The following is a 15,157-nucleotide window of genomic DNA, read 5'->3' on the forward strand; positions in this document are numbered from 1 at the left end:
TCGCCGTCAGGCGAAAATGCGCTCTTGACGTTTCTCGTGGATGCCGACAGTGTTTCATGCAACTGGTTGCAGTCCCGAGCATGCTCGCGACTGCCAGAAGGGAAAGACAACCCGTGAGCAGAACTCTTGTCACCGGGAGCGCGGGGCGCCTCGGGCGCAGCGTCGTGTGCGCCCTGGCCGCCGCAGGGCACGAGGTGATCGGCGTGGACCGCGCGCACGGCAGCCCCGCCGTCGCCGCCGCCGAGCTACCCGCCGACCTGACGGACCTCGGCGAGGCGTACGAGGTGATCGCCCGCTTCCGGCCGGACGCCGTCGTCCATCTGGCCGCGATCGCCACCCCGTTCAGCCGGAGCGACGTGGTGACCTTCCGCACCAACACGCAGCTCGCCTTCAACGTGTGCGATGCCGCCGTCGCCCTCGGCGTGGGCAAGGTGATCGTGGCCAGCAGCCCGACCGTCATCGGATACGGCTCGCCGAACGGCTGGACGCCCGGCTACCTGCCCATCGACGAGGCGCATCCGACCCGGCCGTGGAACGCCTACAGCCTGTCCAAACTGGTGGCCGAGGAGACCATGCGCTCCTTCGCCCGCACGGCCACCACCACGCGGCTGGCCGCCCTCCGCCCCTGTTTCGTGATCGCTCCCGAGGAGTGGGACGGAGCTCCCACCCAGTCGGGCCACACCGTGGCCGAGCGGCTGGATCGGCCCGACATCGCCGGGGTCTCGCTGTTCAACTACATCGACGCCCGCGACGCGGCCGAGCTGGTGATCGCCCTGCTCGACCGGCTGCCCGGCCTGCCCAACGGCGAGGTCTTCTTCGCCGGCGCCGCGGACGCCCTGGCCCGCGAGCCGCTGGCCGACCTGCTGCCGAGGGTCATCCCCTCGACGGCGGAGTTCGCGGCCGCCCTCACCGGATCGGCTCCCGCCTTCTCCTCCGTCAAGGCCGAACGGCTGCTCGGCTGGCAGGCCAAGCGCAGCTGGCGCACCGAACTCTCCGAAGGGACCATCTGACCGTGAATCTCAGCGGCGTCCTGTTCTTCCCCGTGACTCCGTTCGCCGCCGACGGCGCGCTGGCTGAGGACGTGCTCGCCGAGCACATCGGCAAGGGGCTGGCCGGCGACCCCGGCGCGGTCTTCGTGGCCTGCGGCACCGGCGAGTTCTCCGCCCTGTCGCAGGGCGAGCACGCCCGTGCCGTGCGCGTGGCCACCGACACCGTCCAGGGCAGGGTGCCGGTGCTGGCAGGGGCGGGCGGACCGCTCGGCGCGGCGCTGGAGCAGGCGCGGGCCGCGCGCGCGGCCGGCGCCGACGGGTTGTTGCTCATGCCGCCCTATCTGGCGCAGGGCACCAGGGCGGGCTTCGTCGAGTACGTGCGGGCCGTGGCCGCCGAGCTTCCGGTGATCGTCTATCAGCGCGGCTCGGTGGTGCTCGACCCCGACGTGGTGGTGGAGCTCGCCCGCGTCCCCGGCGTGATCGGTCTCAAGGACGGGCTGGGCGACGTCGACCGGCTGCAGCGCACGGTGCTGGCGGTGCGGAGGGAGGTCGGCCGGGAGTTCACCTTCTTCAACGGCCTGCCGACCGCGGAGCTGACCATGCCCGCCTATCGGGGCCTCGGCGTCGAGCTCTACTCCTCGGCGGTGTTCGCCTTCGCCCCCGAGATCGCCGTCGCCTACTTCCACGGCGACGACCGGTTGCTGGACGCGTTCTACGCGCCACTGGTCGAGCTGCGCAGCAAGGCTCCCGGATACGCGGTCTCCCTGGTCAAGGCGGGCCTGCGGCTGCGCGGCCTGGATGTCGGCAAGGTCAGGGCGCCGCTGACCGACCTCACCCCCGAGCACGTGGACGAGCTCGACGCGCTGATCGAGACTGGCCTCAGGCTGGTGACCAGATGATCGCGGACCTGCGGACCACGCTCCGATCGGCCCCGCTCCGCCGTCCGTGGGGCGATGACGTGCGGCACAACCACGTGATCGTCTGTGAGATCACGCTGGACGACGGGCGGAAGGGCACCGGGTTCTCCTGGACGCCGCAGATCGGCGCGCACGCCGTCAAGGCCCTGCTCGACCATGACGTCCGCGAGGCGCTGATCGGCCTGCCCGCCCACCCCGAGCTGGTCTGGGACCGGCTGTGGCGGCACCTGCGGGAGGCCGGGCCAGGCGGGATCACCACGGTCGCCCTGGCGGGGGTCGATCTGGCGCTCTGGGACCTGCGCTGCGGCGAGGAGAGCCTCGTGGACGTGCTCGGGCCCCGCCGCGAGAGCGTCCCCGTCTACGGCAGCGGCGTCAACCTGCACTACTCGCACGACGAGCTCGCCGCGCAGGCCGGGCGCTGGGCGGCCGCGGGACTGCCGGCGGTCAAGATCAAGGTTGGGCGGCCGGAGCTGGCCGAGGACGTCGAACGGGTCGCGACGGTGCGCGAGATCGTCGGGCCGGGGACGATCCTGATGATCGACGCCAACCAGCGCTGGGACCTGCACAGAGCCAGGCGCGCGATCGCCGCGCTCGAGCCGTACGGCCTGCACTGGATCGAGGAGCCGCTCCCGGCCGACGACATCGCCGCCCACGTGGAGCTACGCCGCAGCATCGACGTCCCGGTGGCCGTGGGCGAGAACGTCTACACCACGTACGGCTTCCGCGACCTGCTGATCGCGGGCGCGTGCGACGTGATCCAGCCCAACGTGGTCAGGGTCGGCGGGATCACCCCCTTCCTGCGCATCGCCGAGCTGGCCCGCACCTTCGACGTCCCCGTCTACCCGCATCTGCTGACCGAGCTGTCGGGCCAGCTGGCGCTCTCGCTCCACCATCCCGCCATGGTGGAGCTGGTCGAGGACGCGTCGCTGGCCGACCTGGGCCTGCTCGCCGAGCCGCACCCCGTGCGGATCAAGGGCGCCGAGCTGCGGTCGGCGGGCCGTCCGGGGCTGGGGCTGACATGGGCGGGGTGACGAAGGTCGTGCTCGCGGGCGCGTACGGCCACGGCCGTTCGCACCTGGAGAACCTGCGCAGGCTGACCGGGCGGGGCCTGGTCGAGCTGGCGGGGATCTGCGACGTGCGTCCCGTGGACGCCGGCACGCTGGACGGCCTGGGCACCCCCGACCAGGCGGGCCCGGACGGCCTCGCCGCGCTGATCGAACGCACCGGCGCCGCGATCACGATCGTGTGCACGCCCATCAACACCCATGCCGACCTCGCCGTCACCGCCCTGCGCGCCGGCTCGCACGTCCTGCTGGAGAAGCCCCCCGCCGCTTCGCTCGCCGATTTCGAGCTGATCGCCTCGGCCCAGCGGGAGAGCGGTCTAGGCTGCCAGGTCGGCTTCCAGAGCCTCGGTTCCTCCGCCGTGCCCGCGCTGCGCAAGCTGATCTCCTCGGGAGAGCTCGGCGACATCCACGGCATCGGGGTGGCGGGCGCGTGGGAGCGTCCCGCCGGCTACTTCACCCGTTCGGCCTGGTCGGGCCGGCGCCGGCTGAACGGCCGAGACGTGGTCGACGGCGCGCTCACCAACCCGTTCGCCCACGCGACCGCCACCGCGCTCGCGGTCGCGGGCGCCGAGGAGCTCGGCTCCGTCGCCTCGGTCGAGCTCGAGCTCTTCCACGCCAACCCGATCGAGGCCGACGACACCTCCGCCGCCAGGATCAGGCTGGCCGACGGCCGGGTGATCACGGTGGCGGTGACGCTGTGCGCGACGGGACGCACCGAGCCGTACCTGGTCGTGCACGGCACCGGCGGCACGGCACGGCTCGTCTACACCACCGACGAGCTCAACGGCGTCGTCCATCCACGTGCCGACCTGCTGGAGAACCTGGTCGAGCACGTCACGACCGGCGCCGAGCTCCTGGCCCCGCTGGCCAGGACGGGCGCGTTCATGGAGTTCCTCGAGGCGGTACGGCTGGCCCCCGACCCGCTGCCGATCGCCGAGGAGCACCAGCGGATCCATCCCGACCGGCGCGAGGTGCCGGGCGTGCGGGAGCTGACCGACCTGAGCGCCGGACGCCTGGCGCTGTTCTCCGAGCTCGGCGCGCCGTGGGCGGGCAGGCGCGAGCTGCGGGTCGAAGGGACCCCGGTCGCCTCCTACGTCTGGCGTCCCGCTCTGCCCGCCACCGACGCCCCGAGGCCCTACCTGTATCCCGTGCGGACGCGCGGGGGCGTGGAGGTGAGCGAGTTCCACCCCGCCGACCACGTCCACCACCTCGGGGTGAGCCTGGCCATCGCGGACGTGGGCGGGGTCAACTTCTGGGGCGGAAGGACCTTCGTCGAGGGCAGCGGACCCGCGTGGCTGGGCGACCACGGGCACCAGCGGCACGACGTCTTCGAGGAGCTGGACGAGGGGTTCAGGGAGGCGCTGACCTGGGTGGGCCCCGATGGCGCGGCCCTCGCGCGCGAGCAGCGGACCGTGCTGGCCCGCCCGGCGAGGCAGGCGTGGGCGCTCGACTTCGGTTTCACGCTCACCGTGGCCGAGCCGCTGGAGATCAGGAGCTCGGCGTGCAAGGGACGGCCCGGCGCGGGCTACGGCGGGTTCTTCTGGCGAGCGCCCATGGCCTCCGCGCACCTGGACGTGTTCACCGCCGAGGCCGAGGGCGAGCACGCCGTGCACGGCAGCGCGACGCGGTGGCTGGCCATGGTGTCCGGCGCGTGGAGCCTCGTCTTCGTCCAGGTCGGCCCGCCCGACCCGTGGTTCGTGCGGGTGGCGGAGTACCCCGGCGCGGGCCCCGCACTGGCCTGGGACCGGCCGCTGAAGGTCGCCAGGACGCTGAGCAGACGCGTGGTCACCGTGGTGGCCGACGGCCGGCTCGGCAGGACGGCCGCGGCGGAGCTGGCGGCCGGGATCGGGTGAAGGGCTGTGCGCGGCCGAGGGGCCGGTGATCGCGATGATCACCGGCCCCTCGCCGTCACCACCGGCCGCCGAGCTCGCGCAGGGTGAACACCCCACCGGCCCGATCGTGCAGCGGCTCGGTCAGGTCGGGTTCGCCCTGCTCGGCGAGGATGGGGCCCGCGTGCGCCTCCGAGTCGTCCAGCGACTCGTACCCGATCGCCTTCGCCTCCTCCAGCGACCACCACCGCCGCGTGTTGTCCGACACCCCCCACACCACGTGGTAGCCGGTCGCCGTCATCGCCGCCTCCATCAGGCGGGCGCAGTCGTCGGGTGACATCCAGGTGGCCAGGCCCCTGGTGTCGGCCGAGCCCTCGTTGCAGGTGCCGAGCCTGACCACCGTCACGTTCATGCCGAACCTGTCGTGGTACAGGCTGCCCAGCGCCTCCATCACGACCTTGCTCACGCCGTACAGGGTGTCGGGCCGCGGGAAGGCGTAGTCGGGCAGGTCGCCGCCGTCGGCGGGCCGGGTGTGGAAGCCCGCCGCGTGGTGGCTGCCCATGAGGACGACGTGCCGCACGCCCTCCTGCCGGGCCGCCTCCATGAGCACGTACGTGCCGTCCATGTTGGCGCGCACGATGTCGGCCCACGGGTGCTCGCGGCTCTGCCCGCCCAGGTGGATCACGGCGTCGACACCCTTCATGGCCGCGGCCATGGCGTCGGCGTCGGTGAGGTCGGCGATCACGACCTCCTCGCCTGGGCCCGCCTCCAGCGGGACCACGTCGGACAGGCGGACGATCCGCCCCTCCCTGGCGAGCCGGGGGCGAAGGAGGGTGCCGACTTTGCCGGCGGCGCCGGTGACAAGGATTCGCATGGGGACTGTTGTACACGCATATGACGCGAATTCACATCCATGGAATATTGACGTGATCCAGGCCACTCGTTACGTTCACATGAACGCGAAACACATCCGCGAAACACGTCCACGTATGTGAACAAGGAGGCGGTCTGATGCCACGTCATCTGTTCGGGGCCGCGATTGCCACGGCGCTCGCCGTCACCCTGTCCGGCTGCGGCTCCGGCGGAGGTTCGGGCGACGACGCCCTGGAGATCTGGATCCGGCAGGCTCCCGACTCCGACTCCGCCAAGACCGCCGTGAAGCTGGCCGACGCCTTCACCAAGGCGAGCGGCGTCAAGACCAAGGTCGTCGCGCTCTTCGACGACTTCGAGACCAAACTGCAGCAGCAGGCCGCGCAGAAGAACCTGCCCGACATCGTCATCAACGACACCGCGCAGCTCGGCAACATGCAGTCGCAGGGCTGGCTGCGCGAGGTCGACAGGGCCAAGCTCAAGGGCGGCGACCAGCTGGCCGACCGGGCCTGGCAGGCGGCCGCGGCCGGCAACGGCAAGTACTACGCGGCGCCGTTCTCCGCCCAGGCGTTCGCCCTGATCATCAGGAAGGACTGGCGGGAGAAGGTCGGCCTGCAGCCCCCGCAGACCTGGGACGACCTGGGCAAGCTGGCCAAGGCCTTCACCGAGGAGGACCCCGACGGCAACGGGCAGAAGGACACCTTCGGATTCGTCGCCCCCGCGGGCACCAAGCGCGGCTACGCCTCCTGGTACGCCTCCTCCCTGATCTACGCCAACGGCGGCAACTTCCTCACCGACGCGGGCGGCGGCAAGTTCACCCCGGCGGTCTCCGACCCCAAGACCGTCGAGGCGGTCAAGTGGCTGCAGGACCAGTTCTGCGTCGCCAAGACCGTCAACCCCGGCGCGGTCAGCAACGACACCACCGTCACCCACGAGGTCTTCGAGAAGGGCCAGGGCGGCGTCTACCTGGTCGGCCCGTACGTGCTGGCCAGGTTCGTCAAGAGCATCGGGACCGACAAGCTCGAGGTCGTCAAGGTGCCCAAGGGCCCCTCGGGCGGTCCCGGCACGCTCGGCGAGGGCGAGAACGTCTACCTCATGGCCGGTTCGGCCAACGAGGAGGGCCAGCAGAAGTTCGCCGAGTTCGCCGTCTCCCCCGAGGGCCAGCGCATCGGCATGAACAAGGACGCGCCCGGCGCGATCGTCCGCCTGCCCGTGCACAAGGGCGTGGACATGACGGCCGAGCGGTCCGACCCCCGCTGGAAGGTCTTCCAGGAGGCCTACGCCGACGCGGTCTACAGCTCCCCCGTGCCGAACTGGGCGCCGATCAGGCAGACCACCGCCGACGCCATCAACGCCGTCTGGGCCGACTGCGGCGCCGACGTCAAGACGGCCATGGACGGCCTGGCCACCAAGCTGACCGCGGAACTGCAGGCGCAGAAGGCGTCGTGACCACCACCCTCGCGCGGCCGCCGCAGCGGACGGAACCGCGCCGCCGCCCCAGCACGGGGCGGTGGCGCGGCACCGCCGTCGCGTGGCTCTTCCTGGCACCCGCGCTGATCCTCTTCCTGTACTTCAAGTTCATCCCCATGTTCGAGGGCCTGCGGATGAGCTTCTTCAAGGTCCAGCCGTTCCTCGGCGACGAGTGGGTCGGGCTGGACAACTACCGCACGATCATGTCGGACGACGCGTTCGTCAGCGCCGTCTGGCACAGCGTGCTGCTGGCCGTGGGCACCACGGTGGGCTCGCTGGTCCTCGGCCTCGCGCTCGCCCTGCTGATCGAGGGCCCCGCCCGCTACCTGTGGTTCGTCAGGACGGCCGCCTTCCTGCCGGTGGTCACCACCATGGCGGCGGTGGCCGAGGTGTGGCGGATCATGTACCACCCGGGCGACACCGGCCTGATCAACTCCATCCTCGGCTGGGTCGCGATCGACCCCCAGCCCTTCCTGGCCAGCGAGGACACCTCGCTCTGGTCGATCATGGGCATGAGCATCTGGCGCGGCACGCCGTACGACATGATGATCTTCCTGGCCGGGCTGGTGGGCATCGACAGGACCCTGTACGAGGCGGCGGCGGTCGACGGGGCCAGCACCTGGTCCAGGCTGCGGCACATCACGCTGCCCGCGCTGCGGCCGGTCTTCTGGATCCTGTTCACGCTGGCGGCCATCAGGGGTCTGCGCGTGTTCGTCGAGGTCTACGTGCTGACCAACGGCGGGCCCAACGGCTCGTCCGAGGTGCTCATGACCCTCATCTACAAGCTCGGGTTCCAGCGGAGCGAGCTGGGCATCGCGGCGGCAGGCGGCATCGTGCTGTTCGTCGCCACACTCGTGCTCACGGTCGCGGTCCAGCTGATGCGCAGGAGGCAGGCGGCATGAGATTCGACAGCGCGCTGGGCCTGGAGTCGAAGAGGGGCCCGCTGGCGACGACCGGGAAGATCCTCGTCTACTCGGTGATGGTGCTGGTCTTCACGGGTCCGCTGGTGGGCCTGCTGGTCAGCGCGTTCAGCAAGACGCTCGACCCGACCAGCTTCTCGCTGTGGCCGGACGAGTTCACGCTGGAGAACTTCACGCAGGCGGCCGACAAGAACGTCTACCTCTACCTGTTCAACTCCTTCGTGGTCGTCGGGTTCGGCCTCGCCCTGCAGATGGTGGTGAGCGTCTTCGCCGCCTACTCGCTGGCGCGCAAGAAGTTCAGGGGCATGACGTTCGTGCTGCTGATCATGCTGGCCACGATGATGCTGCCCGAGGAGATCATCGCCATCCCGCTCTCGCTGGTGCTGGCCGATCTGCCGCTCATCCACGCGAACCTGATCGACACCTACGCGGGCATGATCCTGCCGGTCGGCGCGTGGGGGTTCTCGATCCTCGTCATGACCGAGTTCATGAAGGAGGTGCCGGTCGAGCTGGAGGAGGCGGCGCGGATCGACGGCGCGGGCGAGCTGCGCACGTTCTTCACGATCATCCTGCCGCTGTGCAAGCCCGCGCTCGGCGCGATCGGCGTCTTCGGCTTCACCATGATCTGGGACCAGTACCTGCTGCCACTGATCGTCGCCAACGAGTCGAGCCACTGGACCCTGCCCATCGCGCTGCGCTCGCTCCGCTCGGACGAGGAGGTGGGCATCGGCATCCTGCTGGCCGCCTCGCTCCTCGCGCTGCTGCCCTCGGTGATCGCCTTCCTGGCCTTCCAGCGGCAGTTCATGCGGGGTCTGACCAGCGGCGCTGTCAAGGGTTAGATGTCCATGTACATGGATGGCATCCATTATTCTGGCACCCATGGAGCCCTCGATGGTCAAGTCAGCGGAGCGGACGGTCCGAATCCTCGAGGCCCTGGCCGCCTCACCGGAGCGCCTGACGCTGTCGGAGCTTCAGAAGCGCACCGGCTTCCCGCGCAGCAGCCTGCACGCCCTGATGCGCACGCTGGTCGAGCTGAAGTGGATCGAGGCCGACGCGGGCAGCTCGGCCTACGGGATCGGGCCGCACGCGCTGCTGACCGGGACCGCCTACCTCGACAAGGACCCGGCGCTGCCGCTGGCCAACGACGCTCTGGAGGACCTCCGCGAGGAGATCGGGCACACGGTGCACTTCGCCCGGCGCGACGACGGGCACGTGCTCTACCTGGCGACGAGGGAGTCGCGCGACAGGCACGCGATCTCCAGGGTGGGCCGCAGGCTGCCTGCCAGTGTCACGGCGCTCGGCCAGGCGCTGCTGGCGCAGCTGACCGACGACGAGGTGGCCGCACTGCTGCCGGATCCGCTGCCAGCGCTCACCGAGCGGTCGATCACCGACCTTGCCAAGTTCACCGACGAGCTCGACCAGGTCAGGGCGCGCGGCTACGCGCTCGAACGCGAGCAGGGCACCCCGGGCGTCGCCTGCGTGGCCGTGGCCGTCGACTACCGCATTCCCGCCACCGACGCCATCAGCTGCTCGATGCCCGCGGACCTGCCCCAGGAGGAGATCGAGCGGATCGCCGAGGCGGTCATCAGGCATACCCGCAGGTTCGCTGCCACTCTGCGCCGGGAGGGCATCCGATAATTCATCATCCGGCGCATTTTTGGAGGAAAAATGCGTCTTGATGGTGTTCTCTTCTTTCCGGTGACCCCCTTCGCCGCCGACGGCTCCGTGAACAGCCAGGCCTTGGCCACGCATGTGGCCAAGGGGGTGGCCGCGGGGGCCGGAGGGGTGTTCGCCGCCTGCGGCACCGGCGAGTTCAACGCCCTGAGCCTGGACGAGTACGCCACCGTGGTCGCCACCTCGGTCGCCGCCGCCGCCGGCCGGACGCCCGTGCTCTCGGGAGCGGGCGGATCGCTCCCGTTCGCGCAGTCGTGCGCGCGGGCCGCCGCCGAGGCCGGCGCCGACGGCCTGCTGCTGATGCCGCCCTACCTGGTCTCCGCCCCCGCGACGGGCCTGGTCGAGTACGTACGGCAGGTCGCCGCCGTCACCGAGCTGCCGATCATCGTCTACCAGCGCGGCACGGCCCGGTTCACCCCGTCGGCGGCGGTCGCCCTCACCAAGCTGCCCAGCGTCATCGGCCTCAAGGACGGTCTCGGCGACTTCGACCTGCTCCAGCGGATCATCCTCCGCGTCCGGCAGGCGACCGACCGCGAGTTCACCTTCTTCAACGGCCTGCCGACGGCCGAGCTGACGGTGCCCGCCTACCGGGGGCTCGGTGTGCCGCTGTACTCCAGCGCGGTGTTCGCCTTCGCCCCCGAGATCGCGCTGGCCTTCTACAAGGCGGTGACGGGTGGGGACGAGGTGCTGGTCCAGCGCCTGCTGACCGGGTTCTACCTGCCGCTGGTCGAGCTGCGCGACCTCGTGCCCGGGTATGCGGTGTCGCTGGTGAAGGCCGGTGTCCGGCTGCGCGGGCTCGACCCGGGCAGCGTGCGCGCCCCGCTGGTGGACGCGGCGCCCGAGCACGTCGCCGCGTTGGAACGCATCATCGCCACGGGCATGGAGATCGCCGGGTAACCCGAGACCCGGCTCGTGCGGAAGGGGCCGGGCCGGTTCGTGCGGGAGAACCGGACCCGGCTCTCCCGCACGGAACCGGTTCAGCCGTCGATGCGTTGCGGGACGCCCAGCGGGTTGTCGTCGCGCAGCTCGGCCGGCAGGAGCTCGGCCGGCCAGCCCTGGTAGGCCGTCGGCCGGAGCCACCGCCTGATCGCCATCGCCCCGACCGAGGTGTGCGCGGGCGCCGTGCTGGCCGGCCACGGTCCGCCGTGGTGCATCGCCCAGCACACCGCGACCCCCGTCGGCCAGCCGTTCCAGATCAGCCGTCCCGCCCTGCGCGACAGCACCTCGGCGACGGGACGCGCCTCGTCGACGTCGGTGGCGTGCACGGTGGCCGTGAGCGAGCCCTCCAGCCGCTCCAGCACCGCGGGAAGCTCCGCGGCGTCGCCATAGGTCACCACGATCGACGAGGGGCCGAAGCACTCCTCCGCGATCGAGGGCAACTGGTCGGCGAACGCCGCGAGGTCGATGGTGAAGACGCGCGGCGCGACGGCCCACGACCCATCGCCCTGCGCGCCCTCGGCCAGCAGGGTGAGCTTGGCGAGCCGCTCGACGCCGTCCAGGTAGCCCTGCCTGATCCGCTCGCTGAGCATGGCCGAGCCGCTGCTGCCCGCCACCGCCGTACCCAGCGAGGTCACGAGGTCGGCGTCGTCCGGCACGAAGACCAGCCCCGGGTTGGTGCAGAACTGCCCCGTGCCGAGCGTGAGGGAGGCGGCGAAGCCGGCGGCGAGCCCGTCGCGGGCGGCCGAGGGCAGCACGACGACCGGGTTCACGCTGCCCAGCTCGCCGAAGAACGGGATCGGGTCGGGACGCTCGTCGATGAGCGCCTGGATCGCCTTGCCGCCGGGGATCGAGCCGGTGAACCCCACCGCGACCACGCGGGGGTGCTGGACCAGGCGCTTGCCCGCGGCCAGGCCGTGGACCAGGCCGAGCAGCGCGGGGTCGGGCAGCGCAGATCTGATCACCCTGGCCGACAACTCGGAGGTCAGCGGGTGCGCCGGGTGCGCCTTGACCACGACGGGACAGCCCGCGGCCAGCGCCGAGGCGGTGTCGCCGCCGGCGACGGAGAAGGCGAAGGGGAAGTTCGAGGCCGAGAAGACGCCCACGACGCCGGGCAGCGGCTGGTTCATGCGGCGCACGTCCGCCTGCCGGGAGATGACCGCCTCCAGGTGGCCGCCGTCCCTCAGCACCTCGGCGAACAGCCTGAACTGACTGGCCGCGCGGGCCACCTCGCCGCGCAGCCTGGTCTCGCCGAGCGCGGTCTCCCTGTCGGCGACCGCCCAGAGCTCGTCGACGTTGGCCTCCAGCGCGGCGGCGATCGCTTCGAGTGCCTCCGGCCTGGCGGTCGAGCGCCAGGCGGGGCCGGCCGCGTGAGCCGCCTCGACGGCGGCGTCCACCTCCGCGTCGGTGCTCTCGGGAATCGCCTCGCCGAAGGTCTCGCCGGTACGCGGGTCGTATGCGTAGATCATCGCTTCACCCCTGTGCAATATCACACTTCACTTTAGCCTGCTATTGACACTCACTGTGCCCGATTCTTACAGTTACCGACAGTCGTCCACAATTCTGGCGGTTGTTCACATATATGAACATTAGAGAGATCACTGTCACCCCCGTCGCGTTCCGCGACCCTCCCCTGCTCAACGCCGCCGGGGTCCACGAACCGTGGGCGCTGCGCACCGTCGTCGAGGTCGTCACCGACGACGGACTGTCGGGACTCGGCGAGACCTACGGCGACCTGGCCCACCTGGAGAAGGTGCGCACGGTGGCCAAGGCGCTGGTCGGGCTCGACGTCCACGCCCAGAACGAGATCTACACCCGCGTCTCGGCCCTCGTCGGCGACGTGGTGTCCGACCTGCACGGCCTGACGGGCGCGGCCACCAAGGAGAAGAGCGTCGACCGGGTCTACTCCCCGTTCGAGGTGGCCTGCCTGGACATCCGCGGCAAGGCGCTCGGCCGTCCGGTCAGCGACCTGCTCGGCGGCGCCGTGCGCGACGCCGTGCCGTACAGCGCCTATCTCTTCTACAAGTGGGCGGGGCACCCCGGCGAGGCCGACGACAGGTTCGGCGCGGCGCTCGATCCCGAAGGGATCGTGGCGCAGGCGCGCCTGCTCATCGAGGAGTACGGCTTCCGCTCCATCAAGCTCAAGGGCGGCGTCTTCGAGCCCTCGCAGGAGGTCGACGCCATCCTGGCGCTGCGCGAGGCGTTCCCCTCGCTCCCGCTGCGCCTCGACCCCAACGCGGTCTGGTCGGTCGAGACCTCGATCGAGGTGGCGCGGGCGCTCGAGGGCACGCTGGAGTACCTGGAGGATCCCACGGCGGGCATCGAGGGCATGGCGGCGGTCGCCGCGCGGTCGCCGATGCCGCTGGCCACGAACATGTGCGTGGTGACGTTCGAGCACCTGCCGCCGGCCATCAGGCAGGGGGCGATCGGGGTGCTCCTGTCCGACCACCACTACTGGGGCGGGCTGGCGCGCTCGGTGCAGCTGGCGAGGCTGTGCGAGACGTTCGGGATCTCGCTGTCGATGCACTCCAACTCACACCTCGGCATCAGCCTGGCCGCGATGACCCACCTGGCGGCCGCCGTCCCGAACGTCGCCACCGCCTGCGACACGCACACGCCCTGGCAGGACGGGCAGGACGTGGTCGCGCCAGGGGCGCTGCGGTTCGTCGACGGCGCCGTGCCGGTGCCGAAGGGGCCCGGGCTCGGGGTGGAGCTGGACCGGGACGCGCTGGCGAAGATGCACGAGCAGTACCTGACGTGCGGCTTCACCGCTCGTGACGACACGTCGTACATGCGCAGGTTCAACCCCTCCTTCTCCAACACCCGCCCACGCTGGTGACTCCGGGGTGCCCGCCATCCGTCCGAGGACGGGCACCCCCGCCTTCTCCGGAAACCCTCCTTCCAGAGAAGACGGCTCCCGGGGGAGCGGGCTGTCGGGCAAGAGAACCACTCGGAAGACATCCCCCGTAGGAGAAACACCCGTCCCGAGAGACGACGCCCCTTCCCAAGAGACGCTCCCTCCCGAGAGACGGCTCCTTCCCGAGAGATGGTCACCCCCGGAAGACACCGCCTTCCGAGAGGCGGTCCCTTCCGAGAGGCGGTCCCTTCCGAGAGACGGTCATCTCCCGGGAGACGGTCATCTTCCGGGGTGGGCCGCTTTCGGGAAACGCATCTCACGATCCTTGGAGAATCGGCCCCCATGAACATCGCTTACGTCTACCCCTGGGACGTCGTCGGCGACCCCGCCGCGCCCGAGAGGATCGCCGCGCTCGGGGTGGACGCGGTCGCGCTGGCCGCCTCCTACCACTCCACCCGCGCCGCCACCCCCTTCCACCCCGCGCACAGGGTCCTCGACGTGCCCTACTCCGCCTTCTACCTCCCCGTACGGCAGGCGGCATGGGGCCGGCTCGTCCCCCCGAACCCCACCTGGACCGCCGCCGACGCCTTCCTCCAGGCCCGTGACGCCCTGCGCGCCGTCGGCCTGCCCGTGCACGCGTGGATCGTCCTGACCCACAGCAGCCACCTCGGCGCCGCCCACCCCGACGTGGTCGTCCGCAACGCCTTCGGCGACGCCTACCCCTACGCGCTGTGCCCGTCGCACGAGGACGTCGCCGAGTACTGCGAGCGGATGGTCAGGGAGATCGTCTCGGTGGGCGCGCCCGACGGGTTGATCCTGGAGGCGTGCGGGCCGATGGGGTTCGGTCACCAGAGCGTCCACGAGAAGACCGGCGGCGCCGACTGGACCTCCGTCCACTCGGCCCTGCTCTCCCTCTGCTTCTGTACGGCCTGCCGCCCCGGCTACACCGACGCCGACGAGCTGCAAGCCCGAGTCCGCACCGCCATCGACGGCCCGGCGAGTCCAGACACAGCCTCGACCATCCCTCTCGGAACCTCTGGCACGACGCCGGCCCACACCGTCGAAGGCGGGGTGGCGGGTCGTGGGCCCGTGGAGCCGGGGTCGGTGGAGGAGGCGCTCGGGGAGTCGGCCGGGCCCGTGCAGGAGCGCAGGGGTCGCCTGGCGAGCTCGCTGCGCGCCCGGCTGGTCGCGGCGGCCAGAGAGCTGGCGCCCGGTCTGCCCATCAGGACCCACGCCAACCCCGATCCCTGGGCGGCGGGCCCCTTCGCCACCCTGCCCGACGCCGATCCCACGCTCGACGGGCTGGTGGGCATGTGCTGGGGCAGCCACGAGGAGGCCACCTCGAACCTCACCAGGCTGTCCGCACTCGCCTCCCCGGGCCAGCGCCTCGGCGCCTACGTGCTGTTCCTGCCGCCCAAGCCCGCCGACGAGGCCCGGCTCGCCGAGTCGTTCACCGCCTACACCAAGGCGGGAGCCGACGAACTGCACCTCTACCACGTCGGCCTCGCCTCACCCAGCCGCCTGAACGCCCTGACGAAAGCCTTGCGGATCTTCCAGTCCTAGGGTGCTGAAGGGCTGTCATGCGGGTCGAGGGTGTCAGGCAGGTGGAAGCGCGGGAGAGCTCGGGGCCG

The 15,157-nt window shown here is 71.2% G+C and carries 13 protein-coding genes; 11 read left to right on the top strand and 2 right to left on the bottom strand.

Annotated features, from left to right (window positions below; translation table 11 throughout):
* Positions 1-113: 113 nt before the first annotated feature.
* From H4W81_RS25975 to H4W81_RS25990, 4 genes are read left to right on the top strand one after another with little or no spacing between them, the layout of a single operon-like run.
* Complete coding sequence (locus tag H4W81_RS25975) at positions 114-1,010, top strand: NAD-dependent epimerase/dehydratase family protein (RefSeq protein ID WP_192777209.1); 897 nt, start codon at positions 114-116, stop codon at positions 1,008-1,010.
* Positions 1,011-1,012: 2 nt separating this feature from the next.
* Complete coding sequence (locus H4W81_RS25980; RefSeq protein WP_192777210.1) at positions 1,013-1,888, top strand: 5-dehydro-4-deoxyglucarate dehydratase; 876 nt, start codon at positions 1,013-1,015, stop codon at positions 1,886-1,888.
* The gene (locus H4W81_RS25985; protein ID WP_192777211.1) at positions 1,885-2,937 is read left to right on the top strand and encodes a mandelate racemase/muconate lactonizing enzyme family protein; all 1,053 of its coding nucleotides are present in this window, start codon (positions 1,885-1,887) and stop codon (positions 2,935-2,937) included. The genes H4W81_RS25980 and H4W81_RS25985 overlap by 4 nt, the downstream gene beginning before the upstream one ends.
* The gene (locus tag H4W81_RS25990; protein WP_225958799.1) at positions 2,925-4,823 is read left to right on the top strand and encodes a DUF6807 family protein; all 1,899 of its coding nucleotides are present in this window, start codon (positions 2,925-2,927) and stop codon (positions 4,821-4,823) included. The genes H4W81_RS25985 and H4W81_RS25990 overlap by 13 nt, the downstream gene beginning before the upstream one ends.
* Before the next feature lie 55 nt (positions 4,824-4,878).
* Here the strand turns inward: H4W81_RS25990 and H4W81_RS25995 are convergent, their stop codons facing one another.
* Positions 4,879-5,673 carry an NAD-dependent epimerase/dehydratase family protein gene (locus tag H4W81_RS25995; RefSeq protein WP_192777212.1) on the bottom strand — a complete coding sequence of 265 codons (795 nt, stop codon included), beginning with the start codon at positions 5,671-5,673 and terminating at the stop codon, positions 4,879-4,881.
* Positions 5,674-5,810: 137 nt separating this feature from the next.
* Here H4W81_RS25995 and H4W81_RS26000 point away from each other — a divergent pair, with 137 nt between their 5' ends.
* From H4W81_RS26000 to H4W81_RS26020, 5 genes are read left to right on the top strand one after another with little or no spacing between them, the layout of a single operon-like run.
* Positions 5,811-7,118: an ABC transporter substrate-binding protein gene (locus tag H4W81_RS26000; protein WP_192777213.1), complete on the top strand. Its 1,308-nt coding sequence runs from the start codon at positions 5,811-5,813 to the stop codon at positions 7,116-7,118.
* A complete protein-coding gene (locus H4W81_RS26005) occupies positions 7,115-8,041 on the top strand; it encodes a carbohydrate ABC transporter permease (RefSeq protein ID WP_318781958.1) in 927 nt (308 codons plus the stop codon). Before H4W81_RS26000 ends, H4W81_RS26005 begins: the two co-directional genes overlap by 4 nt.
* Entirely contained in the window at positions 8,038-8,898 is an 861-nt protein-coding gene (locus tag H4W81_RS26010) for a carbohydrate ABC transporter permease (protein ID WP_192777214.1), read from the top strand. The genes H4W81_RS26005 and H4W81_RS26010 overlap by 4 nt, the downstream gene beginning before the upstream one ends.
* A 52-nt stretch (positions 8,899-8,950) precedes the next feature.
* Complete coding sequence (locus tag H4W81_RS26015; RefSeq protein ID WP_225958800.1) at positions 8,951-9,697, top strand: IclR family transcriptional regulator; 747 nt, start codon at positions 8,951-8,953, stop codon at positions 9,695-9,697.
* A 30-nt stretch (positions 9,698-9,727) separates the two neighbouring features.
* Positions 9,728-10,630 carry a 5-dehydro-4-deoxyglucarate dehydratase gene (locus tag H4W81_RS26020; RefSeq protein ID WP_192777216.1) on the top strand — a complete coding sequence of 301 codons (903 nt, stop codon included), beginning with the start codon at positions 9,728-9,730 and terminating at the stop codon, positions 10,628-10,630.
* Between the two features lie 80 nt (positions 10,631-10,710).
* Here the strand turns inward: H4W81_RS26020 and H4W81_RS26025 are convergent, their stop codons facing one another.
* Positions 10,711-12,138: an aldehyde dehydrogenase (NADP(+)) gene (locus H4W81_RS26025; RefSeq protein WP_192777217.1), complete on the bottom strand. Its 1,428-nt coding sequence runs from the start codon at positions 12,136-12,138 to the stop codon at positions 10,711-10,713.
* Positions 12,139-12,251: 113 nt separating this feature from the next.
* Between H4W81_RS26025 and H4W81_RS26030 the strand changes: the two genes are divergently transcribed.
* Together H4W81_RS26030 and H4W81_RS26035 are read left to right on the top strand one after the other, a co-directional pair.
* Positions 12,252-13,508 carry a glucarate dehydratase family protein gene (locus H4W81_RS26030; protein ID WP_192777218.1) on the top strand — a complete coding sequence of 419 codons (1,257 nt, stop codon included), beginning with the start codon at positions 12,252-12,254 and terminating at the stop codon, positions 13,506-13,508.
* 360 nt (positions 13,509-13,868) lie between these two features.
* Complete coding sequence (locus H4W81_RS26035) at positions 13,869-15,089, top strand: hypothetical protein (protein WP_192777219.1); 1,221 nt, start codon at positions 13,869-13,871, stop codon at positions 15,087-15,089.
* The last annotated feature ends 68 nt before the right edge of the window (positions 15,090-15,157 follow it).

The organism is Nonomuraea africana, assembly GCF_014873535.1.
Classification (GTDB): domain Bacteria; phylum Actinomycetota; class Actinomycetes; order Streptosporangiales; family Streptosporangiaceae; genus Nonomuraea; species Nonomuraea africana.